Here is a 25,302-nt window from a genome sequence, read left to right on the forward strand (position 1 = left end):
CTTCGCCGGGCGAGGACGAAGGGAGGGGACGCGGGCAAGTACCCTAGGCCGGGTGTTCACCAGCCTGTCCGACCGCCTGACCGCGACGTTCAAGAACCTCCGCGGCAAGGGGCGCCTGTCCGAGTCCGACGTCAACAAGACCGTCCGGGACATCCGGATGGCGCTCATCGACGCCGACGTGGCCCTGCCCGTCGTCAAGGAGTTCACCTCCGCGGTGCGCGAGCGCGCGACCGGCGCGGAGGTGAGCGGGGCGCTCAACCCGGCCCAGCAGGTCATCAAGATCGTCAACGAGGAGCTCGTGACGATCCTCGGCGGCAACACCCGCACGATCCAGTTCGCCAAGCGCCCGCCGACGGTCATCATGCTCGCCGGCCTCCAGGGCTCCGGCAAGACGACCTTCGCGGGCAAGCTCGGCGCCTGGCTCAAGGAGCAGGGGCACACCCCGATCCTCGTCGCGGCCGACCTGCAGCGACCCAATGCCGTCACCCAGCTCGAGGTCACCGGCCAGCGCGCCGGGGTCCCGGTCTTCGCCCCGGAGCGCGGCAACACCGGCGGCCACGACGCCGTCCTCGAGTCGGGGGAGGGCACCCGATCCTTCGGTGACCCGGTCGTCGTCAGCCGCGCGGGCATCGCCCATGCCCAGAGCCAGCAGCACGACGTCGTCATCGTCGACACCGCCGGCCGTCTCGCCGTCGACGCCGAGCTGATGCAGCAGGCCGCGGACATCCGCGCCGCGGTCCAGCCCGACGAGGTCCTCTTCGTCATCGACGCGATGATCGGCCAGGCCGCGGTCGAGACCGCCCGCGCCTTCGCCGAGGGCGTCGACTTCACCGGTGTCGTCCTGTCCAAGCTCGACGGTGACGCCCGCGGTGGCGCCGCCCTGTCGGTGGCCGGCACGACCGGCCGACCGATCATGTTCGCCTCGACCGGCGAGCAGACCCGCGACATCGAGGTCTTCCACCCCGACCGCATGGCCAGCCGCATCCTCGACATGGGTGACGTCCTCACCCTCATCGAGCAGGCCGAGCGCGCCTTCGACCAGGGCCAGGCCGAGGAGATGCAGCGCAAGTTCCTCGCCGAGGAGGACTTCACCTTCAACGACTTCCTCGAGCAGATGTCGGCCATCAAGCGCATGGGCTCGCTGAAGTCGATGCTCAAGATGATGCCGGGCATGGGCCAGATGTCCGCCCAGCTCGACGCGCTCGACGAGCGCGAGTTCGACCGGGTCGAGGCCATGGTCCGCTCGATGACCCCCTTCGAGCGGACGCACCCCAAGCAGATCAACGGCTCGCGCCGCTCGCGCATCGCCAAGGGCTCCGGCGTCACCGTCTCCGAGGTCAACCAGCTGCTCGAGCGCTTCACCCAGGCGCAGAAGATGATGAAGCAGCTCGCCCGCGGCGGCGGCATGCCGGGGATGCCCGGCATGCCCGGTGGCGGTGGCGGCGCCCGCAAGAAGCAGGCCAAGCAGGTCAAGAAGAAGGGCAAGTCGGGCAACCCCGCCAAGCGCGCCCAGCAGGAGCGCGAGGCGGCCGAGCGCTCGGCCAGCCGTCCGGCCGGCTCCGCCTTCGGCGGGCAGGGCGGTCAGGACCCCGTCGACCCGGCGAACCTCGACCCCAACCAGCTGCCCAAGGGCTTCGAGAAGTTCCTCGGCGGCCAGTGACCACGATGCGCCTCCCGGAGCTGCACGCGACCACGTCGGGCGAGTCCGGTCCTCGGGTCGCCTTCTGCCACGGGCTCTTCGGGCAGGGGCGCAACTGGACCCAGGTCGCCAAGGGCCTGTCCGACATCAGCCGGCCGACGCTCCTCGACATGCCCGACCACGGCCGCTCGCCGTGGACCGATGAGTTCACCTACACCGGTGCCGCCCGGATGGTGGGGGAGACCCTGCGCTCCATCGACGCGGACGAGCCGTGGATCGTCGTCGGCCACTCCATGGGCGGCAAGATCGCGATGCTGCTCGCCCTCCTCGAGCCCGAGCTCGTCGACCGCCTCGCCGTCGTCGACATCTCGCCCGCGGCGACGAGCAGCTTCACCGAGTTCGAGACCTACATCGCCGGCATGCAGGCCATGGACCTCGACGCCATCGCGACCCGTGCGGACGCCGACAAGGCGCTCGCACCGGCCGCACCGGACCCCGGCGTGCGCGCCTTCCTCCTGCAGAACCTGCGCCGCGAGGGCAGCGGCTGGCGGTGGCAGCCCAACCTCGAGGTCATCGGGCGGGACATCGCGACCATCGGCGGGTGGCCGGCCGACGAGATCGCCGGGCTGCCCCCCTTCGACCAGCCGGTGCTGTGGCTCTCCGGCGAGCGCTCGCAGTACGTCACCGACGACAACCTGGCGGAGATGCGCCGGCTCTTCCCGCGGATGCGGCACGTGGTGGTCAAGGGCGCCGGGCACTGGGTGCACTCCGAGCAGCCCGAGGTGACGATCGAGTCCCTCCGGGCGCTGGTGCTCAGCAGACGCTGACCCACCGGTGTGATGGACTGGCCGGACCCGACGAAAGGTCCTCCCATGTCCCGCATCGTCCTCATCGGCGGCCACGGCAAGGTCGCCCTCCTGCTCGCCCCGATCCTCGTCGAGCAGGGTCACGAGGTCACCTCCGTGATCCGCAACCCCGACCACGCCGCCGACATCGAGGCGACCGGCGCCACCGCCCGGGTCGCTGACGTCGAGCAGCTCGACGTCCCAGGGCTGGCCGAGGTGCTCGAGGGCCACGACGCGGTCGTCTGGTCCGCCGGGGCCGGCGGCGGGGACCCGGAGCGCACCTACGCCGTCGATCGCGACGCCGCCATCCGCTCGATCGATGCGGCCGGCTCCGCGGGGGTCCGCCGCTACGTGATGGTCAGCTATGCCGGCGCCGGACCGGACCACGGCGTCGCCCCGGACAACCCCTTCTTCGCCTACGCCGAGGCCAAGGCGGCCGCCGATGAGCACCTGCGCGGCACCGACCTCGACTGGACCGTCCTCGGCCCGAGCGGTCTCACCCTCGAGCCGGCGAGCGGCTCGATCGACGTCGGGGAGGGCGGTGGCACGGTGTCGCGCGCCAACGTCGCCCGGGTGGTGGCCGCGACCCTCGCCGACAGCGGCACGGTGCGCCGGACCATCGAGTTCCACGACGGGGCCACGCCGATCGCCGAGGCACTGCGCTGACGCGCGCGCTCGGGGGGATAGCCTCGGCGGCATGGCTGATGTGCTGCGCGTCACGGGCGAGGTCCTCATCTCGGCGACCGAGAGCGTCCCCGAGCTGTGGGTGATCGACGGCAAGATCTCCTTCACCGCACCGACGTCCGGTGACGTCGAGACCGTCAGCGGGTACGTCCTGCCGGGGTTCGTCGATGCGCACTGCCACGTGGGGCTCGACGCCCACGGGGCCGTCGACGACGCGACGAGCGAGGCCCAGGCGGTGACCGACCGCGACGCCGGCACGCTGCTCATCCGCGATGCCGGGTCCCCGGCCGACACCCGGTGGATCGACGAGCGCGACGACCTGCCCAAGATCATCCGCGCCGGTCGCCACATCGCGCGGACCAAGCGCTACATCCGCAACTTCGCCCACGAGGTCGAGCCGGAGCAGCTCGTCTCCCGGGTGCGGGCCGAGGCCCGCGCCGGCGACGGCTGGGTCAAGCTCGTCGGGGACTGGATCGAGCGCGGCGTCGGGGACCTCGCCCCCTGCTGGCCACGCGAGGTGCTCGTGGAGGCGATCGCCGCCGCGCACGAGGAGGGGGCCCGGGTCACGGCGCACTGCTTCGGCGAGGAGTCGCTCGCCGACTTCGCGGCCGCCGGGACCGACTGCATCGAGCACGCGACCGGCCTCGTCCCCGAGACGATCTCGGCCTTCGCCGAGCAGGGCATCGCCATCGTGCCCACGCTCGTCAACATCGAGACCTTCCCCAAGATCGCGGCACCCGCCGCGGAGAAGTTCCCCGACTACCACCGCCACATGCTGCAGCTGCACGAGCGGCGCTTCGAGACGATCGCCGCGGCCCGGGACGCGGGCATCGACATCTACGTGGGCACGGACGCGGGCGGCTCGTTGCCGCACGGGCTCGTCGCCCAGGAGATGGAGCTGTTGACGCGCGCCGGCTTCTCGACGACCGAGGCGCTCGCCGCCGGCACCTGGGCCTCCCGCGAGTGGCTCGGCCGCCCCGCCATCACCGAAGGGGAGGACGCCGACCTCGTCGTCCTCGCCGAGGACCCGCGCGAGGACGTGCGGGCCTGCGGCACACCGGAGCACGTGATCCTGCGAGGCGCGCGGGTCGGCGGTCGCTGACGTCTGGCCGAGGCACCCCCTTCGCCCCATGAATATCGGGTCACCCGATAAACCACGGGTTCGCATGAGTTTCAAACTCCTGCTAACCCGGTGAATATCGGGTGACCCGATAAACGTGTGGCTGGTGTGACTCAGGCCGGCTCGCCCACCAGCTCGCGCTCATCCTGAGGCGTGGCCTCGGCGGCGGACTCGGCGCGGTGGGCGCGCAGGCTGTAGGCGACGGCGGCGATCCAGGCCGCCCAGACGAGGCCGTAGACGACCCACGTGGTGGGACCGTCGAGGGCGAGGCCGTCCTTGCCCATGATCGTGCGGGCGTTGGTCAGGACGATGATCCCGCCGACGAGCGAGCCGAGGATGCGCGGCGGGATGGTGCGCACGAGCCAGGCGGCGATGGGCGCGGCGATGGCGCCACCGATGAAGAGCATGGCGACCCACGAGAACCTGATCCCCTGCGAGCCGAGCGCGGCGAGGAACCCGAGGCTGGCGGCGACGGAGACGAGGAACTCGCTGGTGTCGATCGAGCCGATGACCTTGCGCGGCTCCAGGCGTCCGCTCGCGAGGATCGCGGGCGTGCCGACCGGGCCCCAGCCGCCGCCGCCGGTCGCGTCGACGAATCCGCCGAAGAGGCCCAGCGGGGCGAGGAAGCGCTTGCGCAACCGGGTGCCGAGGCGGTCCTTGCGCAGCCCCTTGAAGGTGAAGCGCAGCAGGACGTAGAGGCCCAGCGCGAGCAGGATGCCGGACATGACGGGCTTGGCCGTCGAGGTGTCGAGGCTCGAGAGGAAGGTCGCCCCCGCAAAGGCGCCGAAGGCCCCGGGCACGCCGATCTTGAGCACGACCGGCCAGTCGACGTTGCCGAAGCGCCAGTGCGAGGCACCCGAGACGAGCGTCGTGCCGATCTCGGCGAGGTGGACCGTGGCGGACGCGGCGACTGGGTTGGTGCCGATGGCCAGCAGGAGCGTGGTGGTCGTGACGCCGTAGGCCATGCCGAGCGAGCCGTCGACGAGCTGGGCGAGCAGGCCGACGATGGCCAGGAGGACGAGCTTGCGCATACGGAGGACTCTTTCCGTGAGGAGTGTGCGGCGCTCCGTGGCGATCGGTTGATCTCCCACGAGACAAGCAGGAGTTTCACCCAACGTCTGCTTATCGGTCAAGTAACGCGGAGTTATGTCTCAGGGAGTGGTCGAGGTCGGATGCCACCCGCCCGCGATACTGGCGGCATGGACATCTCCGCCCGGTCGGACTACGCGGTCCGCGCGATGCTCACCCTCGCTGCCAACGGCGAAGGGGGGACCCCGGTCTCGGTCGTGCGGCTCGCCGCGGAGCAGGAGCTGCCCCGCAAGTTCCTCGAGGCGATCCTCGCGGACCTGCGTCGCGCCGAGCTCGTCGTGAGCCGGATGGGCGCCAACGGGGGCTACCTCCTCGCCCGGCCCGCGTCGCAGATCTCGGTCGGCGCGGTCATCCGGGCGGTCGACGGCCCGCTGGCCGAGGTGCGCGGGGAGCGCCCCCAGACGACGAGCTACGACGGCGCCGCGACCCACCTGCGCACGGTGTGGGTGGCGGTCCGCTCCAGCGTCCGCTCCGTCCTCGACGGCACGAGCCTGGCCGACGTGCTGAGCGGGGACTTCCCCGCGGCCGTGCAGGACGCGGTCGCCGCGCCCGGCGCCTGGGAGAACCGCTGACCGACGACGAAGGGGAGGTCGCAGCGATCGCTGCGACCTCCCCTTCGTCGGGCCGTCCTCAGAGGGCGCCCTTGCGCCACGGGCCGGTGATGGCGAAGGTGATGCCCGGGCTCTGCGCGTTGGCGAAGAGCCAGTTGCCGTTCTTCGGCTCGAAGGTCGAGCCGCACCACTCCGACCCCGTGTAGCTGCCGGCGCGCACCGTGCTGCCCGCCAGGCCGTTGCTCGGCAGGACCACGGTGTTCTGCGCGAAGGGGAAGATCTCGCCCGTCGCGGTCAGGCCGTGGAGGTACTCGCTGCCGCTGCCGTCCTCGCACAGGACGATGCCGCCGCGGGGCGAGACGCAGATGTTGTCGGGGTTGTTGAGCGTCTGGGCGCTCGGGGAGGCGATGAGGACGGTGAGCGTCCCGGCCTTCGGGTCGTACTCGAAGACCTGGCCCTGCTTGGCCGGGCCGCCGCTCGTGGAGACGATGTAGGCGCGGTCGTTGCCCCACCAGGCCCCCTCGAGCCGGGCGAACTGGGCGCCGCCCTTGGCGATGCCCTGGCGCACGGTGCTCGTCTCGCCCGGACCCGGGTCGGGCTGGTCGATGGTGACCCACGACAGGTCGCTGTAGGTGACGCCCGTGCCGTCGCCGTACGTCTGGTACGTCGCGGACCCGATGGCGAGCATCTGCAGCTGTCCGCCGTCGGCGAGCCGGCCCGGGGTCGTCGGGACGAAGCGGTAGAGGCCGGACGGGGTCGCGTCCTCGGTGAGGTAGACGATGCCGGTCGAGGGGTCGACGCAGGTCGCCTCGTGCGAGAACCGGCCCATCTCCTTGATCGGCGCGGCGTCGCTCATGCCCTTCGCCGGCACCTCGAAGACGTAGCCGTGGCGCGTGCCGTCGGCGGCGATGTGCGTGGTCTCCTCGCAGGAGAGCCAGGTGCCCCAGGGGGTCGGGCCGCCCGCGCAGTTGCGCACGGTGCCGGCGAGGGAGGCGTAGGACTCGACGAGCTCACCGGCGTCAGGGTCGAAGACGAGGGTGGTCGTGCCACCTGCGCCCTCGAGGGCGTCGTAGGCGGGGGTGGCGTAGGCGCTGCCCGTGCCGTTCTCGTGGTTGCGGACGAGGCGCACGAAGTCACCGTCGCGGAAGGCGGCCATGCCGTCGTGCATCGCCGGGGTGGGGCGGCCGTCGGACATCATCGAGCCGGTCCACCCGAAGGTGAGGTACTCGAAGCCCCTGGGCAGCGAGATGAGCTCGAGGCCGGTGGTCTGGTCCTTGGTCGGACGCAGCGGGCCGTAGTCGGGGCCGAAGGGCTGTCGGGCCATCGGGGCCGCACCGGCGGTGCGCGCGCCGAGGGCGCCGAGCGGGCCGAGGGCAGCGAGGGCGGCCGCGCCCTGGATGATCGTGCGACGCTGGACGAAGGGGGACTGCTCGGTGCTCACGAAGATGTTCTCCTTGATCAGGGGCTCGGTCGCCGGACGAGGGCCGGGACGTGAGCCAGCCAACGGCCGGTGGGCGACGTGACGGTGACCGGGAGAGCAACTGGCGGGGGCCGCAGGGTGACGCTTCGGGGCCGGTTTTGGCCGGGCGCTGCCCCGCGTGGAAGAATCCCCCTTCGTACCCGTCCGCGCCGGGGATCCCTCCTGCGCGCCGGATGCCTACACCCCGAGCCCGATACCCCGTGCGAACCGCGCACGGTCTCGCCGTGCTCACGAAACGAAGGGACCACACACGTGGCCGTCAAGATCCGTCTGAAGCGCATGGGCAAGATCCGCGCTCCGTTCTACCGCGTCGTCGTCATGGACTCGCGCGCCAAGCGCGATGGCCGGGCCATCGAGGAGATCGGCAAGTACCACCCCACCGAGGAGCCCTCGGTCATCGACATCGACAGCGAGCGCGCCCAGTACTGGCTCTCCCAGGGCGCCCAGCCCACCGAGGCCGTCGCCGCGCTGCTCAAGATCACCGGTGACTGGCAGAAGTACAAGGGCGAGCCCGGTGCCGAGGGCACGCTGAAGGTCAAGGAGCCCAAGACCTCCAAGAAGGACCTCTACGAGGCCGCCCTCGCCAACTCCGACAAGGACGCCTCCGAGCACGAGGCCATCACGGCGAAGAAGAAGGCCGACAAGGAGGCCGCCGACAAGAAGGCTGCCGCCGAGGCCAAGGCCGCCGAGGCCAAGGCCGCCGAGGAGGCCGCTGCCGAGGCTCCCGCCGAGGAGGCCCCGGCCGAGGCCGAGACCACCGAGGCCTGAGATGCTCGACGAGGCGCTCGAGCACCTGGTCACCGGCATCGTCGACCACAAGGACGACGTCGTCGTCCGGAGCAAGAACCTGCGTCGCGGGCAGATCCTCGAGGTGCGCGTGCACCCCGACGACCTCGGCCGCGTCATCGGTCGCTCCGGCCGGACCGCCTCCGCGCTCCGCACCGTCCTCACCGCTCTCTCGGGCGGGGAGAACGTGCGGATCGACATCGTCGACACCGACCGCGAGCGCTGATCCAGCGCGGGCCGTCAGCACGCGCGCATGGCCGTCACCCCCACCGGGGTGGCGGCCATTCGCCATGTCGGGGCGCGGAATCGTAGGTTGTCCCGCATGACTGACACCGACGGCCACGTCGTCGCTCGCATCGGCAAGCCCCACGCGCTGCGTGGCGAGGTAACCGTGCAGCTGCACACCGACGACCCGGAGTCACGGCTCGTGCCGGGTACCGTCTTCGACACCCGCGCCGAGCCCGGGTCGGGCGTGCCGCGCCGGCTGACCCTGGCGACGACCCGCGTCCACCGCGGGATCTGGCTCCTCGGGTTCGAGGAGGTCCAGGACCGCACCGGCGCGGAGTCCCTGCGCGGCACGCGCCTGGTCCTCGCGGCGGAGGCCTTCGAGGACGAGGACGACGACGAGGGCTGGTACGAGGCGGACCTCGTCGGCCTCACCGCCCGGACCCCGGACGGCGAGGTCGTCGGCGAGGTCGTCGCCCTCGAGCTCGGCGCCGCCCAGGACCGGCTCGTGCTGCGGCGACCGGACGGCACGCGGGCTCTCGTCCCCTTCGTCGAGGCGATCGTGCCGGAGGTCGACCCCGAGGCCGGCCGGCTCGTCGTCGACGCGCCTCCCGGCCTGCTCGACCTCGACTCGTCGGGGGAGTGAGCCGTGCGCATCGACGCCGTCTCGATCTTCCCGGAGTACCTCGCCGCGCTCGACATCTCGCTCATCGGCAAGGCCCGGCGGGACGGGATCATCGACCTGCGCGTGCACGACCTGCGCGACTTCGCGCACGACCGGCACCGCACGGTCGACGACACCCCGTACGGCGGGGGTGCGGGCATGGTGATGAAGCCCCAGCCCTGGAGCGAGGCGCTCACCCACGTGCTCGACTCGGCGGACGAGGGCACCGGCGCGGCACCGGTCCTCGTCGTCCCGGGCCCGGGCGGCGAGCGGTTCACCCAGGGGACGGCCCGCGAGCTCGCCCGGGCGCCGTGGATCGCCTTCGCCTGCGGCCGCTACGAGGGCATCGACGAGCGCGTCTACGAGTGGGCCGCCGAGCGCATGCCGGTGCGGGTCGTCTCGCTCGGCGACTACGTCCTCAACGGCGGCGAGGTGGCCGTCCTGGCGATGGTCGAGGCGATCGGCCGGCTGCTGCCGGGCGTCGTCGGCAACGCCGAGTCGCTCGTCGAGGAGTCGCACGAAGGGGGTCTGCTCGAGTACCCGATCTACACCAAGCCGTCGGTGTGGGACGGGGGTGACGGCGTCGCACGGGCCGTGCCCGAGGTGCTCCTCGGGGGCAACCACGGGGCGATCGCGCGGTGGCGGCACGAGCAGCGGCTCGAGCGGACGGCAGCGCGCCGACCGGACCTGCTCCACGTCGCGGCGACCACCGAGGAGCTCGCCGGGCTCGAGCACTCCGTCGCCACCCGCGCCGACGCGCCGGAGCTCACCGTGCTGCAGAAGGCCTGCTGGATCGAGATGGTGACCCCGCCGGAGCTCTGGCGGGGTGCGCCCGCGGAGGACGCAGCGACCGTGGCCGAGGGCCTCCGGCACTGGACGACCCACCTCTTCCGCGCGGGGGACCGGCTCGTGGGCTCGGTGCGCGTGCGACGCGACCCGCGGGATCCCACGACCTGGCAGATCGGCCGGCTCATGGTCGTCCCCGACCTGCAGGGCAGGGGACTCGGGCGGGCCCTGCTCGCGCACGCCGAGGCCCTCGCCCCGACCGACACGAGCACCCTGTGGCTCGACACCGCCGCGGACCAGCCGCGCCTGCTGCGGTTCTGCACCAAGGCCGGCTACCGGGTCGTCGGCCCGGGGGAGGAGCCCGGCACCGTCGACCTGCGTCGGCCGCGCCGCCGCTGAGGGCGCCCCACCCCACGATTTCTGGTCACCCGCCCACCTCTGGCAGAATCGGACATCGCGCTCATGGACACCGCCCCTGCCACAGGGGGAGTGCCCGGGACGAGGCCCCGGCCCCGACCCGACGGCACGCGGCGGTGGGCGCGACTCCTCATACATCACTGACGAGGGCGGACGGCCTGTGGCGTCCGCAGGAAAGCGACAGCGCCATGCAGCGTTTCGACGAGATCGACAAGGCGTCCCTGCGGGACGACATCCCCGAGTTCCGGGCCGGTGACACACTCAAGGTGCACGTGAAGGTCATCGAGGGCAGCCGCTCCCGTGTCCAGGTCTTCCAGGGCGTCGTGATCCGTCGTCACGGCGGCGGCATCGGTGAGACCTTCACCGTCCGCAAGGTCTCCTTCGGTGTCGGCGTGGAGCGGACCTTCCCGATCCACACCCCGGTCATCGAGAAGATCGAGGTCGCCACCCGCGGTGACGTCCGCCGCGCCAAGCTCTACTACCTGCGCAACCTCCGCGGCAAGGCCGCTCGCATCCGCGAGCGTCGCGACACCCCCGCGAGCTGATCTGCCGCAGATCGCGACCCGCGCGGGTCGTAGGCTGACCCCGATGTCGACCGATCCCGCCCCGGACGCAGCTGCGTCGACCCCCGCCGGTGACCCGGCGGGGGTCGATGTGCGTCCGGCCCGGCGGCTGATGCTGGAGATCGCGGTCGCGGTCCTGCTCGTCATGCTGGTGCGGGCCTTCGTCATGCAGTCCTTCCATGTCCCGAGCTCCTCGATGGAGCCGACGATCGCCCCCGGCGACCGGGTCGTGGTCACCAAGATCGGTGCCTCGCGCGTCGAGCGCGGCGACGTCATCGTCTTCGACGGCACCGACACCTTCGCGGCCGCCGACCGCACCCCCTTCGTCTCCGACGGGTTCGTCGGGCGCACGCTCTCCGCGGTCGCCTCCACCCTCTCGATCGACCTGGGGGAGCAGGACTTCCTCAAGCGCGTCGCCGGGGTCGGCGGCGACCGGGTCGCGTGCACCCCGGAGCGGGGGCTCGTGGTCAACGGCGAGGTCGTGCGCGAGCCGTACCTGGCGCCGGGGACGAGGGCGTGCGGGACCCCCTTCGACGTCGAGGTCCCCCCGGGTCGGCTCTTCGTGCTCGGCGACAACCGGGGCGACTCGGTCGACTCGCGCAGCCACCTCGGCGACCCCGGCGGTGGCATGGTGCCGGTCGACGACGTCGTCGGGCACGTCGCCTGGCGCTACTGGCCGATGGACCGCATCGGCGGCACCGGGTCCTGAGCGACCCGACCCCGACATGGCCGGGGTGCTTGGCGCCGATGGGTCGCCCGAGCAGCGATACTGGAGAGCGATGTCGCCCGAGCGGTTTGGGCGCGGAGTAGAGATGAGACCTGTGGCACACGATCCTGACTCGGCCCATGCGGAGGCCGAGGACGCCGAGCGCGAGAGCGCCCGCACCGACCGCGAACGTCGCGGTGCCGGCGCCCGACTCGGGGCCGCGGTCCGTGAGGTCGTGGTGGTCCTGGCGATGGCCCTGGCCCTGTCCTTCGTCGTCAAGACCTTCTTCGTGCAGGCCTTCTTCATCCCGAGCCAGTCGATGGAGGACACCCTGCTCGTCGGCGACCGGATCGTCGTCTCCAAGCTCACGCCCGGGCCCTTCGAGATCAAGCGCGGCGACATCGTCGTCTTCGAGGACCCGGGTGACTGGCTGAGCCCCACGCCCGAGGCCAACCGCGGGGCGGTGCTCAACGGCCTGCGCGACGCCCTGATGTTCGTCGGGCTGCTCCCCGACACCTCCGAGGGCCACCTCATCAAGCGCGTCATCGGCATGCCGGGCGACCACGTCCAGTGCTGCGACGCCGAGGGGCGCCTGCTCGTCAACGGCGAGCCGATCGAGGAGGCGGCGTACCTCAAGCAGGGCGCCGAGCCGAGCCAGCAGGAGTTCGACATCACCGTGCCGAGCGGTCGCCTCTGGGTCATGGGCGACAACCGCGGCGACTCCTCCGACTCCCGCTTCCACGACCCCAGCAGCGACGGGCGGACGGGGTCGGTGCCCGAGGACCTCGTCGTCGGCAAGGCGGTGGTCACCGTGTGGCCCTTCGACCGGATGGGTGGGCTGTCCGGTCACCACGACGTCTTCTCCCAGGTCCCTGAGGCGGGGAGCAACCGCTCGCTCGGCCCGCCGCCGGGCGAGCCGCACACGTCGTGACCGCACCCGGCCGCGCACCCCGGTCCGGGCGGCCCAGCCTGCGCGTCGAGCGTGAGCTGCAGCGGGCGGGTCACCGCGTGCTCGCGGGCATGGACGAGGTCGGTCGCGGTGCGCTCGCGGGCCCGGTGAGCGTCGGCGTCGTCGTCATCGACGAGACCTGCCGCAGCGCCCCCGCCGGCGTGCGCGACTCCAAGCTGCTGACCCCTGCGGCGCGGGGCGCGATGGTCCCCCGGCTGCAGCGGTGGGCGCTGGCGCACGCGGTGGGCCACGCCCTGCCGGCCGAGATCGACCGAGTCGGGATCATCGCGGCCCTGCGCCTGGCCGGACGCCGCGCCCTGGCGCAGCTGCCGGTCGTGCCCGACCTCGTCCTGCTCGACGGCAACCACGACTGGCTGACCGACCCCGAGGAGGTCGGGCTGCTCGCCGAGATCTCCGGTGGGCCGTCGACGCCGCCGGTGCGCACGATGATCAAGGCCGACCTGCGGTGCAGCTCGGTCGCGGCCGCGAGCGTGCTCGCCAAGGTCGAGCGGGACGCCCGGATGGTCGAGCTGGACCGCGAGCACCCGCAGTACGGGTGGGCCGACAACAAGGGGTACTCCGCGTCGGCGCACCTCGACGCGCTGACGGCCCACGGGGCCTGCGTGCAGCACCGCCGCTCGTGGTCGCTGCCGGGGGTGGGCATCATCGCGCCCCGGCTCGTGGGAGATGATGGTGGGGCCTGCGGCGACGACGCGCTCGTGGCCGGCACGACGAGCGGAGGGAGGCCCCGGTGAGCTCGGAGGACCTGGAGAAGTACGAGACCGAGATGGAGCTCGCGCTCTACCGCGAGTACCGCGACGTGGTGCACCTCTTCAGCCACGTCGTCGAGACCGAGCGTCGCTTCTACCTCGCCAACAGCGTCGACGTGAAGGTCCGCGGCGAGGGGGCCGAGGTCTACTTCGAGGTGACGATGCAGGACGCGTGGGTGTGGGACATCTACCGTCCGGCGCGCTTCGCCAAGCAGGTGCGTGTCGTGACCTTCAAGGACGTCAACGTCGAGGAGCTGGCCAAGTCGGAGCTGGCGATGCCGCAGGACGGCTTCTAGCCGTATCCGCAGACCCCTCTCGCCCCGCGCGTCGATCCACAGGTCGGTGAGGACCGGGGCGAAGGGGGACCACCCACCGTTGACTGGCGGTGGAGGTGGTCGTCATGACCCAGCAGAGACCCGCACGTGTGCGCGTGGGAGCAGCGGGCGAGGAGTTCGCAGAGGAGTACCTGACCGGCCGGGGGATGCAGGTCCTGGACCGCAACTGGCGCTGTCGCGAGGGGGAGATCGACCTCGTCCTGCGCGACGGCGACGTGATCGTCGTGTGCGAGGTGAAGACCCGCCGCACGACCACCTACGGGTACCCGGTCGAGGCGATCACCCGGGCCAAGCTGGGACGCCTGCGCCGGCTCGCCGGGCGGTGGCTCGCCGAGCACGAGGTCGACCACCACGGGGTCCGCCTGGACGTCGTGGGGCTGCTCGGAGAGCCGGGTCGCTACGAGGTGCAGCACATCCCGGGGGTCGGGCGATGAGCATCGCCGTGACGCGCGGCGTGGCGCTGCGCGGGGTCACCGGGCACCTCGTCGAGATCGAGTGCCATGCCGGGCAGGGGCTGCCGACCTTCGACGTGGGCGGCCTGCCCGACCGGGCGCTGCGCCAAGCGCCGCAGCGGGTGCGCTCTGCGGCCATCTCCGCCGGCGTCTCGCTCAACACGGCCCACCTGTCGGTGAACCTCTCCCCGGCATCGATCCCCAAGCACGGCACCGGGTTCGACCTCGGCATCGCCGTCGTCGCGCTCGCCGCCTGCGGCGAGCTGCCGGCGGCGAGCGCTCGGCCGGTCGTGCACCTGGCCGAGCTCGGGCTCGACGGTCGCCTGCGGCACGTCGCCGGGGTCCTGCCCGCGGTGCTGGCCGCCCAGGCTGCCGGGTGCGAGCAGGTCGTCGTGGCACCCGAGGACGTCGCCGAGGCCCGGCTGGTCGAGGGCATGCGGGTGTCCACCGCCGCGACCCTCGAGGACCTCGTCATGGCCTACCGCCGGTTGCCCCGCGGAGGCGTCCTGCCGCTCGCGGAGGACCCGCCCGTCCCGGAGTCGACGGAGCGCGAGCGACCGATCGACCTCGCCGACGTGTCCGGGCAGCACGAGGCGCGCACCGCGCTGCTCCTCGCCGCGGCCGGTGGTCACCACCTCCTGCTCAACGGACCGCCCGGCTCGGGCAAGACGATGCTCGCCGAGCGGCTGGTGACGATCCTGCCGCCCCTCACCCGCGACCAGGCGCTCGAGACGCTCGCGATCAGGTCGCTCGTCGGGGCCGTGCCGGACTCGGGGATCGACCTCGTCCCGCCCTTCGTCGCCCCGCACCACTCGGCGAGCGTCGCCGCCCTCGTCGGTGGTGGGTCCGGGGCCGTCCTGCCGGGCGCGGTGTCCCAGGCGCACCACGGCGTCCTCTTCCTCGACGAGGCCGCCGAGTTCGGTGGGGCGGTCCTCCAAGCACTGCGCCAACCCCTGGAGTCCGGTGAGGTCGTCATCGCCCGCGCCCGGGAACGTGTCTCGTACCCGGCGCGCGTGCAGCTCGTGCTCGCCGCCAACCCCTGCCCCTGCGGGGAGGGGCACGGCAAGGGGCTCAGCTGCCGCTGCCGACCCACCGAGCGACGCGCCTATGCCGCACGCCTCAGCGGGCCGCTGCTCGACCGGGTCGACATCCAGGTGCAGGTGCCCAAGGTGAGCCTGGCCGACCTCAACGAGGCCGCGCCCGACACGAGCGCGGCCGTCGCCACCCGCGTCGTCGAGGCGCGCTCGGCGCAGGCACGCCGCTGGTCGACCCACGGGTGGGTGCTCAACAGCCAGGTGCCCGGACCGGTGCTGCGGCGGCGCCCCTTCCGCCTGTCGTCCCAGACGACCTCCACCCTGGACCGGGCTCTGGACCTGGGGCAGGTCACGCTCCGCGGCTACGACCGCGTCCTGCGGCTGGCGTGGACCTCGGCCGACCTCAACGGCCGGACCACACCGAGCCGCGTCGACGTCGGGCTGGCGCTGATGTACCGCACGCAGGGCGCGGTGGCGGCATGAGCCGGACGGGAGGCAGCGCCCCGACGCGGGCGGAGACGGCTCGAGCCCACGCCCAGGTCGGCACGGACGAGCGGCGTGCGCGCATCGCCTGGTCACGGGTGCTGGAGAGCCGGCGGGAGCGGCCGAGCGACTCGCGACCGGCGCTCTTCGACGACATCTGGTCGCTGGGCCACGTCGAGGCGTGGCACCGGCTCGTCGACGGTGACCTGCCCCGCTGCGCCAGCGCCCGGGTGCACGTCGCCGGTGTCGACGTCGACGCCGAGCTCGACCGGGTGGCGAGGACCCGGTCCCGGGTGGTCGTCCCCGGGGACGCGGACTGGCCAGCGGCCCTGTCCGACACCGACATCCAGCCGCACCTGCTGCACGTGCGGGGCGGGGGCTGCCTCGCCGACCTCACCCGCAGGGCCGTGGCCGTCGTCGGGTCGCGTGCCAGCACCGGCTACGGCGAGGCGGTCTCGCGCGAGCTGGGGGCCGGCCTCGCCGGTCGTGGCTGGACGGTCGTGTCGGGGGCGGCGTTCGGCATCGACGCCGCCTCCCACCAGGGATCGCTCGCGGTCGACGGTCCGTGCGTCGCCGTGCTCCCGTGCGGGCCCGAGCGGGTCTACCCCGAGGGCAACCGCCGGCTCGTCGAGGCGGTCGCCGAGGGCGGCGCGGTCGTCACCGAGCTGGCGACGGGGACCGTGGCCATGCGACACCGCTTCCTCGCTCGCAACCGGATCATCGCGGCGCTGTCCTCGGTGACCGTCGTCGTCGAGGCGGGGCTGCGGTCGGGCTCGCTCAACACCGCCAACTGGGCGCAGCACCTCGGGCGACAGGTCGGGGCAGTGCCCGGCCCCGTCACGCAGATGTCCTCGGCGGGGTGCCACGAGTCGATCCGCAAGGGCCAGGCCGGGATCGTCACCGACACCGATGACGTCCTCGCCCTGGCCCGCCCCATCGGCGAGGGGCTCGACGAGGAGGAGGTCGAGCTGCTCGGCCCGGCCCGCGCGCTCGACGTCCTGACGTCGACGCAGCGCCGGGTCCACGACCTGCTCCAGGTGCGCCGGGCCACCCGGGTCGACGAGATCGCGACCGAGCTCGTGGTGCCCCTCGAGGAGGTCTTCGCCGACCTCGCGGCCATGGAGCTCGACGCGTGGGCCGTCCAGGACGGCGTCGGCGGCTGGCGGCGCGGCCCCGGACCCGAGCGCGGGGGGTGAGGGCGCGGGCTGCCGCAGCCTCCGCGCCGGCGCCGCCCCGTCGTGGCACCGTGGGGGAGTGAGCCCGACACCGACACCCCAGCCGACCCCCTCGTGGGTGGCCGACGCGGTCGAGGCCTTCGTCGCGCACCTCGAGCGCGAGCGCGACCGGTCGGGGCACACCGTGCGGGCCTACGCCGGCGACGTGCGGGGCTGCCTGGCCTGGTGCGCCGCCGACGGGGCGGGCGCACCGGCCGACGTCACGCTGGCCCAGCTGCGGGCCTGGCTCGGCACCCTCGCGGCCGAGGGGGCCGCCCGGTCGACGCTGTCGCGGCGCTCGGCGGCCGTCCGCACCTTCTTCGCCTGGGCCCGGCGCACCGGTCGCGTCGACGTCGACCCGGCGCTGCGACTCGCCTCGCCGAAGCGGCAGCGCACCCTGCCCGACGTGCTCAGCCGGGAGAGCGCCACCGCGGTCCTCGACATCGCCGCGGTGGCCGCGGACGACGACGACCCGATCCATCTGCGCAACCGAGCCGTACTGGAGCTGCTGTACGCGACCGGCATCCGGGTCAGCGAGCTCACGGGCCTCGACGTCGACGACGCCGACCGGGACCGGCGCGTCGTCCGCGTGCTCGGCAAGGGCCGCAAGGAGCGGGTCGTGCCCTTCGGGCTCCCCGCCGACGAGGCGCTGGGCGAGTGGCTCGTGCGCGGCCGTCCCCGGGTGGCGACGGCCGCGTCCGGGCCGGCGCTCTTCCTCGGCCGCCGGGGTCGCCGGGTCGACCCCCGGCAGGTGCGCGAGGTCGTCCACGCGCTGCTCGCGCACGTGCCCGACGCCCCCGACGTGGGCCCGCACGGCCTGCGCCACTCCGCGGCCACCCACCTCCTCGAGGGCGGCGCCGACCTGCGGATGGTGCAGGAGCTGCTCGGCCACTCGTCCCTGGCGACGACGCAGATCTACACCCACGTCTCCCTCGACCGGCTGCGGCGCAGCTACGAGCAGGCCCACCCGCGCGCCTGAGCGATCACCTGGCGTCGAGGGGGAGGAGCACGACCCGGCGGGCGCCGAAGAAGGTCATCGGGTCGAGGTAGTCGTCCCCGCGCCTGGCGCCCAGGTGCAGGCAGGCGGCAGGCACGCAGTGGCCCGGCTCCGCGCCGAGCCGCCCGAGGCCGTGACCGCGACGGACCCGCTGGCCCACCCTCAGGGCCGAGTCGACGGGCTCGTAGGTGCTGCGCACGCCGTCGGCGTGGGTGACGCTCACCGTCCCGCGCCCGGCGATCCGTCCGCGGTGCGACACGACGCCGTCCGTCACCGCGGTGACCCGGTCGCCACGGCGCGCGGCCAGGTCGATGCCGCGATGGCCCGCCCCCCACCGCTGCGCAGGGGCATCGAAGGCAGCGACGACCGCTGGTCGCGCACCACCCCCCACCGGCCAGGACCACCGGGCAGCCGCCGGGGGCGGGGGAGGTCCGACGAGGGCTCCGGCGAGGGCCAGGGCGACGAGGGGGACGGTGCTCATGGTCCGAGGGTGGCCCCCTTCGCCCGACGCGCGCGGGGCCGGGCGCGGGCTGGGGACGGGCGCGCGGGCCGCGACCGGTCTGTGGATCAGGCGGTGTGGGCGACGAGGCGCCGGCAGGCCTCCTCGAGCACCGGCTCCTGCTTGCAGAACGCGAAGCGCACGAGGGAGGCGGTCGGGCCAGGGTCGTCGCAGAAGACGGACACCGGCACGGCGGCCACACCCGCGGCGGCAGGCAGCCCCAGGCACCACGTGGCCGCGTCGGTGACGCCGAGCGGCGCGGCGTCGGCGACGACGAAGTAGGTGCCGTCGCTGGGCCGCACGTCGAAGCCCGCCTCGCGCAGGCCGCCCACGAGCAGGTCGCGGCGCGACCGGAGCGAGAGCGTCAGCTCGTCGAGGAGCGCGGGGCCGAGGTCGAGGGCGTGGGCGACCGCGTGCTGCAGGGGGGAGGCCGTCGTGAAGGTGAGGAACTGCTTGACGACGCGCGCCGCCCGCACGAGGGGTGCCGGGCCGCTCACCCAGCCGACCTTCCACCCGGTGACGGAGAAGAACTTGCCCGCCGAGCCGATCGTGAGCGTCCGCTCGGCCATGCCCGGCAGGGCCGCGATCGGCACGTGCGGGACGTCGTAGGTCAGGTGCTCGTACACCTCGTCGCTGATGACGACCACGTCGTGGCGCCGGGCGAGCTCGGCGACGACCTCGAGCTCGGCGCGGGTGAAGACCTTGCCGGTCGGGTTGTGCGGGGAGTTGAGCAGGACCGCACGGGTCCGGTCGGAGAAGGCGGCGGCCAGCCCGGCCGGGTCGAAGGAGAGGTCCGGGACGTCCAGCGGGACCGCCCGCTTGACCCCGCCGGCGAGGGCGATGCCCGCCGAGTAGCAGTCGTACGAGGGCTCGAAGGTCACGACCTCGTCGCCCGGCTCGACCAGCCCGAGCAGGCACGCGACGATCGCCTCGGTCGCGCCCGAGGTCACGAGCACCTCGCTGCCCGGATCGGGGCGGAGGGAGTGGTGCCGCTCCTGGTGTCGGGCGATCGCCTCCCGCAGGGCAGGGATCCCGATCGAGGGCGGGTACTGGTTGTGGCCGGCGGCGATCGCCGCGCGGGCGGCCTCGAGGACCTGGGGAGGGCCGTCGGTGTCGGGGAAGCCCTGCCCGAGGTTGACCGCGTCGTGCTCGAGGGCGAGCGCCGACATCGTCGCGAAGATCGTCTCGGCGTGCGGGCGCATCCGGGCCACGAGGGGGTCGCTCATGCGTTACTCCTATGTCAAGCGGCGGCCGCGAGTCCAGTCGCGGTCGTTGCTTGGTCGGTGGTCAGGTGGTGGAAGACGACGCGAGCGAGGCGTCGTTTGAGGCAGCGCAGGGCTTCGCGGTTGGACATGCCTTCGGCCTTCTTCTTCTCGTAGTAGGCCTTGCCCAAAGAGCCCTGCAGACGTACTTGGGTGATGGCGATGCGGTGCAGTGCGGCGTTGAGCTGTCGGTTGCCGGAGCGGGTCATCCGCACTCGGCCGGCGGTGTTGCCCGACCAGACCGGGATCGGCGCGACCCCGGCATGGCGGGCGAACGCGGCCTCGCTGTGGAACCGTGACGCGCCCGCGGACTCACCAATCAGCTTGGCCGCGGTCAACGCCCCGACCCCGGGCATCGCCAGCAGCGTCGGTGCCGCCTCCTCGGCCAGGAGCGCGATGCGCTTCTCGTACGTCTTGGCTCGCGCGGTCAGCGCAACGATGTCGTCGAGCTCCTCCAACGCCAGCTCGGCCACGATTCCTTCGAGGGTTACCAGCCACGCACGCAGCTGCTGCTGGTGCTTGGCCAGGTCCAACGAGCGAGCTTTGGGGGCCCGGGCCGGGTCGAGCTCGTGCACCCGCCACAGCAGCGAGTTGATCGTCGCTGTGCGTTGCGCGACAAGGGTTTCGCGGCGATCGACCAGCAACTTCAGCTCCCGGGACGTCTCGTCGTGCGAGGCCACCGGCAGCGACGGTTCGCGTAGGTACGCGCGAGCCACGGCCAACGCGTCGATCGGGTCGGACTTGCCACGGGTACGCGCGACCCGGCGCTGCTCGGCCATCATCTTCGGCGGAACCCGGACCACCTGCTGCCCACTGGTGAGCAGGTCTCGCTCCAGGCGGGCGGACAGGTGGCGGCAGTCCTCGATGGCCCACACGAGCTCGTCGCCGAAGCGCTCCCGAGCCCACGCCAAGGCCTTGCGGTGCCCGGCCGTGACCGCCTCGACCGTGATCTGCCCGACCTGCTTGCCGACCTGATCGACCGCGACGAATGTGTGCGTGCGCTTGTGGACATCGGCTCCAACAACAACCATGGTGGTTGCCTCCTTCACCTGATCAGTGACTGGACGGTTGGGGCCGGTCGGCGGACACATCTCAGTGGGGGCGATGCCACGCTCCTATCAAGTCACGCCGGCCGGTCCTTCACACCAGGCGTCGGCATAACGCATGCTGATCAGCCCGAAGGCGACAGCGACTCTATGAGCCAGACACCCGGCGCTCAGGATCCAACCACCGCGTGAGCGGTGCAATCACCCTGACACTGAACCCGACCCTAGGGGAGCGGGCGATTTCTCCCCTTCGTCCGGCGGCCGTAGGATGAGGGGCACATCCAGTCTGTCTGGATGAATTCGCGTGTTCCTCACCGTGTGACGAGATCTCTCTCCGAACCCGGGGCGCACCACGGCAGTCCCCTCCGACCACCCGGTCGGATCGGGCGGGGTGGGTCGGGACACCAGGCACATAACTGACAACCCTTCGACGAGAGGACTTCGGCATGGCCGTCGTCACCATGCGCCAGCTCCTGGAGAGCGGCGTCCACTTCGGGCACCAGACCCGACGCTGGAACCCCAAGATGAAGCGCTTCATCATGACCGAGCGCAACGGCATCTACATCATCGACCTGCAGCAGTCGCTGACCTACATCAACGACGCCTACGAGTTCGTCAAGCAGACGGTGTCCCACGGCGGGACCATCCTGTTCGTCGGCACCAAGAAGCAGGCGCAGGAGCCGATCGCCGAGCAGGCGACGCGCGTCGGGATGCCCTACGTCAACCACCGCTGGCTCGGTGGCATGCTCACGAACTTCCAGACGATCTCCAAGCGCCTCACGCGTCTGAAGGAGCTCGAGGAGCTCGACTTCGACACCGTGGCCGGCTCCGGCTACACCAAGAAGGAGCTCCTCATCCTTCGCCGTGAGAAGGACAAGCTGGAGAAGACCCTCGGTGGCATCCGCAACATGGCCAAGGTCCCCTCGGCCGTGTGGATCGTCGACACCAAGAAGGAGCACCTCGCCGTCGACGAGGCGCGCAAGCTGGGCCTGCCGGTCATCGCGATCCTCGACACCAACTGCGACCCCGACGAGGTCGACTACAAGATCCCCGGCAACGACGACGCCATCCGCTCCGTCACCCTGCTGACCCGCGTCGTCGCCGACGCGGTCGCCGACGGCCTGATGTCGCGTGGTGGCGGCAACGCCAACGCCGGTGCTGCCGCCGAGGCCGAGCCGATGGCCGAGTGGGAGCGTGAGCTCCTGGCCGGTGAGGCCGCGACCGCCGAGGCCCCCGCCGAGGCGGCCCCCGCCGAGGCCGCGACCGAGACCGCGATCGCCGAGGCCCCCGCCGAGACCGCGACCGAGGGCGTCGACGCCCCGGCCGCCACCGAGGCGCCGGCCGTGGACGTGCCGTCCGCCGAGCCGACCCCCGAGGCCTGAGCACCACCTCACCGACCACCGTCACACCTCACATAGGAGAACGGGACACACATGGCGAACTACACCGCCGCTGACATCAAGGAGCTGCGCGAGCGCACCGGCGCCGGCATGCTCGACGTGAAGAAGGCGCTCGACGAGGCCGATGGCGACAAGTCCAAGGCGCAGGAGCTGCTCCGGATCAAGGGCCTGAAGGGCGTCACCAAGCGCGAGGGTCGCACGACCTCCAACGGGCTCGTCGTCGCCCAGGCCGAGGCCGGCGTCGGCACCCTCGTCGAGGTCCTCTGCGAGACCGACTTCGTCGCCAAGGGCGAGAAGTTCGGCGCCCTCGCGGACGAGGTCCTCGCCGCGGCCGTCGCGGCCAAGGCCACCGACGCGGACAGCCTGCTGGCTGCCCCCGCCGGCGACAAGACCGTCAAGGACCTCCTCGACGACGCCAACGCCACCATCGGCGAGAAGATCGAGGTCAAGCGGGTCGCCCGCGTCGAGGCCCCCCGGGTCTCGGCCTACCTGCACAAGACCAGCCCCGACCTGCCGGCCCAGATCGGTGTCCTGGTGGGCACCGAGGGCGGCGACGACAAGGTGGCGCGGGACGTCGCGATGCACATCGCGGCCTTCAGCCCCACCGTCCTCACCCGCGACGAGATCGACGCCGACGTCGTCGCCAACGAGCGTCGCATCGCCGAGGAGACGGCCAAGGAGGAGGGCAAGCCCGAGGCGGCCCTGCCCAAGATCGTCGAGGGTCGCGTGGGGGGCTTCTTCAAGGAGAACGTCCTGCTCGACCAGCCCTTCGCCAAGGACTCCAAGAAGTCCGTCGGCAAGGTCCTCGAGGAGGCCGGCGCGAGCGCCACGCAGTTCGCGCGCTTCCGCGTCGGTTCCTGACCGCGCAGCACCCCACGAAGGGGGCCGCACCCGATCACCGGGTGCGGCCCCCTTCGTCGTGGGTGGTCATGGGCACCATCTCGACTGTGGAAGGATCGGGTGACCCAGCACGCGATCCACCAGGGAGCAGCACGTGACCGACCAGACGACCCCCCCGGCCTATCGCAGGGTCCTCCTCAAGCTCTCGGGTGAGGTCTTCGGAGGCGGCAAGGTGGGCGTGGCCCCGGACGTCGTCCGCGGGGTGGCCGACCAGATCGCCGCCGCGGTGCACGAGGGCGTCCAGGTCGCCATCGTCGTGGGCGGCGGCAACTTCTTCCGCGGCGCCCAGCTCCAGGAGCAGGGCATGGACCGCACCCGCGCCGACTACATGGGGATGCTCGGCACGGTCATGAACTGCCTCGCGCTGCAGGACTTCCTCGAGGACGCCGGCGTCGACACCCGCGTCCAGACGGCCATCACCATGGGCCAGGTGGCCGAGCCGTACATCCCGCGTCGCGCGATCCGCCACCTCGAGAAGGGCCGCGTCGTGATCTTCGGCGCCGGCGCCGGCATGCCCTTCTTCTCCACCGACACCGTGAGCGCCCAGCGCGCCCTCGAGATCAAGTGCGATGTCGTGCTGATGTCCAAGAACGGCGTCGACGGCGTCTACGACTCCGACCCGCGCACCAACCCCGAGGCCCGCAAGCTCCACTCGGTGACCTTCGAGCAGGCGCTGCAGCAGGACCTCAAGGTCGTCGACGCGGCTGCCTTCAGCCTCTGCCGCGAGAACGGCCTGCCGATGGTCGTCTTCGGCATGGAGGGCGAGGGCAATGTCACCCGGGCGCTGCTCGGCGAGCCCATCGGCACCTTCGTCCACGCCTGAGTGACAGACTGACCCCCAGACCCAACTCGCGGCGAGAGCCGCAGCCGTGACGGCCGTGAGGCCGAGGAGGAGAGCCATGATCGAGGACGCACTGCTCGAGGCCGAGGACAAGATGGACAAGGCCGTCGAGGTGGCGAAGGAGAACTTCGCCGGGATCCGCACCGGCCGGGTCAACCCCGGCCTCTTCAGCAAGGTGACGGTCGACTACTACGGCTCGCCGACCCCTCTGCAGCAGCTGGCCTCCTTCCAGTCGCCCGAGGCCCGCACGCTGCTCATCAGCCCCTTCGACAAGTCGTCGCTGCAGGCCATCGAGAGCGCGCTGCGCGAGTCCGACCTCGGTGCCAACCCGAGCAACGACGGCAACGTCATCCGCGTGACGATGCCCGAGCTGACCGCCGAGCGTCGCAAGGAGTACATCAAGCTGGCGCACACGCAGGGTGAGGACGCCAAGGTCTCCATCCGCCACATCCGTCGCGCCGCCAAGGACACGATCGACAAGCTCGTCAAGGACGGCGAGGTCGGCGAGGACGACGGCACCCGCGGTGAGAAGGAGCTCGACGCCCTCACGAAGAAGTACGTCGACAACGTGGACACGATCCTCAAGGCCAAGGAAGCAGAGCTCTCCGAGGTCTGACATGTCCGAGCCCGAGTTCGCGTCCCGCCGGGCGATCCGGGCGGCCGCGCCCGCGCCCGCCGGGCCCTCGAGCCGGGCGGGCCGCAACCTGCCGGTCGCCATCGCGACGGGGGTCGCCCTGGCCGGCCTCGCCGTCGCCTCGCTCGTGGCGCACCCCGTCGTCTTCGTCGTCCTCATCTGCCTCGCCATGGTCGTGGCGGTGTGGGAGATGCGTCAGGCCCTGAGCGAAGGGGGGCTGTACGCCCCCTTCGTCCCGGTCGCCGTCGGCGCGGTGAGCATGACGGTCGCGGCCTACCTGCGCGGTGCCGAGGGCCTCGTCTTCGCCGCGTCGCTCACCCTCGTGGCCACCCTCGTCTGGCGCGTCGCGGACGGGCTGGGCGGCGCCCTGCCGGACATCGGCGCCGGTGCGCTGATCCTGCTCTACCCGTGCCTGCTCGCGGGTTTCGCGGCGATGATGCTCGCCGAGCCGCAGGGCCAGTGGCGCATCTTCGTCTTCATCATCGTCACGGTCTTCTCCGACATCGGCGGCTATGCCTTCGGGGTGGTCCTCGGCAAGCACCCGATGGCACCACGGCTCTCGCCCAAGAAGTCCTGGGAGGGCTTCGCCGGCTCGGTCCTGTCCTGCGCGGTCGTGGGCGCGATCGTCATCCCGCTCACCCTCGACGGCCAGTGGTGGCAGGGCGCGGTCCTCGGCGTGCTCGTCGCCCCGGTCGCGACGATCGGTGACCTCATCGAGTCCAGCCTCAAGCGCAACCTCGGGATCAAGGACATGTCCAACATCATCCCGGGGCACGGGGGCCTGATGGACCGCCTCGACTCGCTCGTCCTGGTCGTCCCGCTCGCGTGGGTGGCGCTGCGCATCATCGCACCGGTGTGACCCCCGGGGTCGCCGACGACCCCGCCGCGGGCGGCTCTGGCGTCAGCGCGCTCCTGACCTGAGACACTGGGG

The 25,302-nt window shown here is 72.3% G+C and carries 28 protein-coding genes; 23 read left to right on the forward strand and 5 right to left on the reverse strand.

The window, feature by feature from the left end:
* Positions 1-52 precede the first annotated feature (52 nt).
* The 4 genes from ffh to V3C34_RS07845 are packed head-to-tail and all read left to right on the forward strand — an operon-like array spanning position 53 to position 4,270.
* Positions 53-1,660 carry a signal recognition particle protein gene (gene ffh / locus V3C34_RS07830; RefSeq protein WP_338538408.1) on the forward strand — a complete coding sequence of 536 codons (1,608 nt, stop codon included), beginning with the start codon at positions 53-55 and terminating at the stop codon, positions 1,658-1,660.
* 5 nt (positions 1,661-1,665) lie between these two features.
* Complete coding sequence (locus V3C34_RS07835) at positions 1,666-2,466, forward strand: alpha/beta fold hydrolase (RefSeq protein ID WP_068325508.1); 801 nt, start codon at positions 1,666-1,668, stop codon at positions 2,464-2,466.
* A gap of 45 nt (positions 2,467-2,511) precedes the next feature.
* A complete protein-coding gene (locus tag V3C34_RS07840; protein ID WP_338538407.1) occupies positions 2,512-3,150 on the forward strand; it encodes an SDR family oxidoreductase in 639 nt (212 codons plus the stop codon).
* Positions 3,151-3,181: 31 nt separating this feature from the next.
* Positions 3,182-4,270 carry an amidohydrolase family protein gene (locus tag V3C34_RS07845; protein WP_338538406.1) on the forward strand — a complete coding sequence of 363 codons (1,089 nt, stop codon included), beginning with the start codon at positions 3,182-3,184 and terminating at the stop codon, positions 4,268-4,270.
* A 131-nt stretch (positions 4,271-4,401) separates the two neighbouring features.
* Here V3C34_RS07845 and V3C34_RS07850 read toward each other — a convergent pair whose 3' ends face one another.
* Positions 4,402-5,319: a sulfite exporter TauE/SafE family protein gene (locus tag V3C34_RS07850; protein WP_068325160.1), complete on the reverse strand. Its 918-nt coding sequence runs from the start codon at positions 5,317-5,319 to the stop codon at positions 4,402-4,404.
* A 168-nt stretch (positions 5,320-5,487) separates the two neighbouring features.
* On the opposite strand from V3C34_RS07850, the gene V3C34_RS07855 reads away from it, so the two are divergent.
* A complete protein-coding gene (locus V3C34_RS07855) occupies positions 5,488-5,949 on the forward strand; it encodes an RrF2 family transcriptional regulator (protein ID WP_068325159.1) in 462 nt (153 codons plus the stop codon).
* Positions 5,950-6,007: 58 nt separating this feature from the next.
* Here the strand turns inward: V3C34_RS07855 and V3C34_RS07860 are convergent, their stop codons facing one another.
* Positions 6,008-7,369: an alkaline phosphatase PhoX gene (locus tag V3C34_RS07860; protein ID WP_346008466.1), complete on the reverse strand. Its 1,362-nt coding sequence runs from the start codon at positions 7,367-7,369 to the stop codon at positions 6,008-6,010.
* Between the two features lie 291 nt (positions 7,370-7,660).
* Between V3C34_RS07860 and rpsP the strand changes: the two genes are divergently transcribed.
* The 13 genes from rpsP (at position 7,661) to V3C34_RS07925 (ending at position 17,771) form a co-directional block, all read left to right on the forward strand.
* Positions 7,661-8,176 carry a 30S ribosomal protein S16 gene (gene rpsP / locus V3C34_RS07865; protein ID WP_346008467.1) on the forward strand — a complete coding sequence of 172 codons (516 nt, stop codon included), beginning with the start codon at positions 7,661-7,663 and terminating at the stop codon, positions 8,174-8,176.
* Position 8,177: 1 nt separating this feature from the next.
* Complete coding sequence (locus tag V3C34_RS07870) at positions 8,178-8,420, forward strand: RNA-binding protein (protein ID WP_068325156.1); 243 nt, start codon at positions 8,178-8,180, stop codon at positions 8,418-8,420.
* 96 nt (positions 8,421-8,516) lie between these two features.
* Positions 8,517-9,065 (forward strand): ribosome maturation factor RimM, encoded by a 549-nt coding sequence (gene rimM, locus V3C34_RS07875; protein WP_068422371.1) that lies wholly within the window; start codon positions 8,517-8,519, stop codon positions 9,063-9,065.
* 3 nt (positions 9,066-9,068) lie between these two features.
* Positions 9,069-10,268, forward strand: coding sequence for a tRNA (guanosine(37)-N1)-methyltransferase TrmD (gene trmD, locus V3C34_RS07880; RefSeq protein ID WP_346008468.1), 1,200 nt, complete (start codon positions 9,069-9,071; stop codon positions 10,266-10,268).
* Positions 10,269-10,474: 206 nt separating this feature from the next.
* Positions 10,475-10,831 (forward strand): 50S ribosomal protein L19, encoded by a 357-nt coding sequence (gene rplS / locus V3C34_RS07885; RefSeq protein ID WP_068325153.1) that lies wholly within the window; start codon positions 10,475-10,477, stop codon positions 10,829-10,831.
* A 43-nt stretch (positions 10,832-10,874) separates the two neighbouring features.
* Positions 10,875-11,558: a signal peptidase I gene (lepB, locus tag V3C34_RS07890; RefSeq protein WP_346008469.1), complete on the forward strand. Its 684-nt coding sequence runs from the start codon at positions 10,875-10,877 to the stop codon at positions 11,556-11,558.
* Positions 11,559-11,661: 103 nt separating this feature from the next.
* Positions 11,662-12,486, forward strand: a complete 825-nt coding sequence (gene lepB / locus V3C34_RS07895; RefSeq protein ID WP_346008470.1) for a signal peptidase I — start codon at positions 11,662-11,664, stop codon at positions 12,484-12,486.
* On the forward strand, positions 12,483-13,259 hold the full coding sequence (locus V3C34_RS07900) for a ribonuclease HII (RefSeq protein ID WP_346008471.1): 777 nt from the start codon (positions 12,483-12,485) through the stop codon (positions 13,257-13,259). The genes lepB (V3C34_RS07895) and V3C34_RS07900 overlap by 4 nt, the downstream gene beginning before the upstream one ends.
* Positions 13,256-13,570, forward strand: coding sequence for a DUF2469 domain-containing protein (locus V3C34_RS07905; protein ID WP_068325151.1), 315 nt, complete (start codon positions 13,256-13,258; stop codon positions 13,568-13,570). Before V3C34_RS07900 ends, V3C34_RS07905 begins: the two co-directional genes overlap by 4 nt.
* Before the next feature lie 104 nt (positions 13,571-13,674).
* The gene (locus V3C34_RS07910) at positions 13,675-14,043 is read left to right on the forward strand and encodes a YraN family protein (RefSeq protein ID WP_068423155.1); all 369 of its coding nucleotides are present in this window, start codon (positions 13,675-13,677) and stop codon (positions 14,041-14,043) included.
* The gene (locus V3C34_RS07915) at positions 14,040-15,578 is read left to right on the forward strand and encodes a YifB family Mg chelatase-like AAA ATPase (protein WP_068325150.1); all 1,539 of its coding nucleotides are present in this window, start codon (positions 14,040-14,042) and stop codon (positions 15,576-15,578) included. The genes V3C34_RS07910 and V3C34_RS07915 overlap by 4 nt, the downstream gene beginning before the upstream one ends.
* Complete coding sequence (dprA, locus tag V3C34_RS07920; protein ID WP_346008472.1) at positions 15,575-16,774, forward strand: DNA-processing protein DprA; 1,200 nt, start codon at positions 15,575-15,577, stop codon at positions 16,772-16,774. The genes V3C34_RS07915 and dprA overlap by 4 nt, the downstream gene beginning before the upstream one ends.
* Before the next feature lie 58 nt (positions 16,775-16,832).
* Entirely contained in the window at positions 16,833-17,771 is a 939-nt protein-coding gene (locus tag V3C34_RS07925) for a tyrosine recombinase XerC (protein ID WP_082807547.1), read from the forward strand.
* 4 nt (positions 17,772-17,775) lie between these two features.
* Here the strand turns inward: V3C34_RS07925 and V3C34_RS07930 are convergent, their stop codons facing one another.
* The 3 genes from V3C34_RS07930 to V3C34_RS07940 form a co-directional block, all read right to left on the reverse strand.
* Positions 17,776-18,270, reverse strand: a complete 495-nt coding sequence (locus V3C34_RS07930; protein WP_346008473.1) for a M23 family metallopeptidase — start codon at positions 18,268-18,270, stop codon at positions 17,776-17,778.
* 86 nt (positions 18,271-18,356) lie between these two features.
* Complete coding sequence (locus V3C34_RS07935; protein WP_346008474.1) at positions 18,357-19,514, reverse strand: pyridoxal phosphate-dependent aminotransferase; 1,158 nt, start codon at positions 19,512-19,514, stop codon at positions 18,357-18,359.
* Positions 19,515-19,528: 14 nt separating this feature from the next.
* On the reverse strand, positions 19,529-20,599 hold the full coding sequence (locus tag V3C34_RS07940; protein WP_245634664.1) for an IS110 family transposase: 1,071 nt from the start codon (positions 20,597-20,599) through the stop codon (positions 19,529-19,531).
* Between the two features lie 443 nt (positions 20,600-21,042).
* Between V3C34_RS07940 and rpsB the strand changes: the two genes are divergently transcribed.
* The 5 genes from rpsB (at position 21,043) to V3C34_RS07965 (ending at position 25,230) form a co-directional block, all read left to right on the forward strand.
* On the forward strand, positions 21,043-21,978 hold the full coding sequence (rpsB, locus tag V3C34_RS07945; RefSeq protein WP_068325145.1) for a 30S ribosomal protein S2: 936 nt from the start codon (positions 21,043-21,045) through the stop codon (positions 21,976-21,978).
* Between the two features lie 51 nt (positions 21,979-22,029).
* Positions 22,030-22,857: a translation elongation factor Ts gene (tsf, locus tag V3C34_RS07950; protein WP_068325144.1), complete on the forward strand. Its 828-nt coding sequence runs from the start codon at positions 22,030-22,032 to the stop codon at positions 22,855-22,857.
* Between the two features lie 133 nt (positions 22,858-22,990).
* A complete protein-coding gene (pyrH, locus tag V3C34_RS07955; protein WP_068325143.1) occupies positions 22,991-23,719 on the forward strand; it encodes a UMP kinase in 729 nt (242 codons plus the stop codon).
* 76 nt (positions 23,720-23,795) lie between these two features.
* Positions 23,796-24,353, forward strand: a complete 558-nt coding sequence (frr, locus tag V3C34_RS07960) for a ribosome recycling factor (protein ID WP_068325142.1) — start codon at positions 23,796-23,798, stop codon at positions 24,351-24,353.
* Between the two features lies 1 nt (position 24,354).
* Positions 24,355-25,230: a phosphatidate cytidylyltransferase gene (locus V3C34_RS07965; protein ID WP_346008475.1), complete on the forward strand. Its 876-nt coding sequence runs from the start codon at positions 24,355-24,357 to the stop codon at positions 25,228-25,230.
* The last annotated feature ends 72 nt before the right edge of the window (positions 25,231-25,302 follow it).

This window comes from Janibacter terrae (assembly GCF_039636765.1).
Classification (GTDB): Bacteria; Actinomycetota; Actinomycetes; order Actinomycetales; family Dermatophilaceae; genus Janibacter; species Janibacter terrae.

Coding starts and splice junctions, on each gene's coding strand:
- V3C34_RS07845 (WP_338538406.1), top strand. CDS start 3,182: ATGGCTGATGTGCTGCGCGTCACGGGCGAGGTCCTCATCTCGGCGACC.
- frr (WP_068325142.1), top strand. CDS start 23,796: ATGATCGAGGACGCACTGCTCGAGGCCGAGGACAAGATGGACAAGGCC.
- V3C34_RS07915 (WP_068325150.1), top strand. CDS start 14,040: ATGAGCATCGCCGTGACGCGCGGCGTGGCGCTGCGCGGGGTCACCGGG.
- rimM (WP_068422371.1), top strand. CDS start 8,517: ATGACTGACACCGACGGCCACGTCGTCGCTCGCATCGGCAAGCCCCAC.
- V3C34_RS07910 (WP_068423155.1), top strand. CDS start 13,675: ATGACCCAGCAGAGACCCGCACGTGTGCGCGTGGGAGCAGCGGGCGAG.
- rplS (WP_068325153.1), top strand. CDS start 10,475: ATGCAGCGTTTCGACGAGATCGACAAGGCGTCCCTGCGGGACGACATC.
- V3C34_RS07870 (WP_068325156.1), top strand. CDS start 8,178: ATGCTCGACGAGGCGCTCGAGCACCTGGTCACCGGCATCGTCGACCAC.
- lepB (WP_346008469.1), top strand. CDS start 10,875: ATGTCGACCGATCCCGCCCCGGACGCAGCTGCGTCGACCCCCGCCGGT.
- V3C34_RS07935 (WP_346008474.1), bottom strand. CDS start 19,514: ATGAGCGACCCCCTCGTGGCCCGGATGCGCCCGCACGCCGAGACGATC.
- V3C34_RS07930 (WP_346008473.1), bottom strand. CDS start 18,270: ATGAGCACCGTCCCCCTCGTCGCCCTGGCCCTCGCCGGAGCCCTCGTC.
- V3C34_RS07850 (WP_068325160.1), bottom strand. CDS start 5,319: ATGCGCAAGCTCGTCCTCCTGGCCATCGTCGGCCTGCTCGCCCAGCTC.
- V3C34_RS07835 (WP_068325508.1), top strand. CDS start 1,666: ATGCGCCTCCCGGAGCTGCACGCGACCACGTCGGGCGAGTCCGGTCCT.
- V3C34_RS07855 (WP_068325159.1), top strand. CDS start 5,488: ATGGACATCTCCGCCCGGTCGGACTACGCGGTCCGCGCGATGCTCACC.
- V3C34_RS07965 (WP_346008475.1), top strand. CDS start 24,355: ATGTCCGAGCCCGAGTTCGCGTCCCGCCGGGCGATCCGGGCGGCCGCG.
- rpsB (WP_068325145.1), top strand. CDS start 21,043: ATGGCCGTCGTCACCATGCGCCAGCTCCTGGAGAGCGGCGTCCACTTC.
- V3C34_RS07840 (WP_338538407.1), top strand. CDS start 2,512: ATGTCCCGCATCGTCCTCATCGGCGGCCACGGCAAGGTCGCCCTCCTG.
- dprA (WP_346008472.1), top strand. CDS start 15,575: ATGAGCCGGACGGGAGGCAGCGCCCCGACGCGGGCGGAGACGGCTCGA.
- lepB (WP_346008470.1), top strand. CDS start 11,662: ATGAGACCTGTGGCACACGATCCTGACTCGGCCCATGCGGAGGCCGAG.
- tsf (WP_068325144.1), top strand. CDS start 22,030: ATGGCGAACTACACCGCCGCTGACATCAAGGAGCTGCGCGAGCGCACC.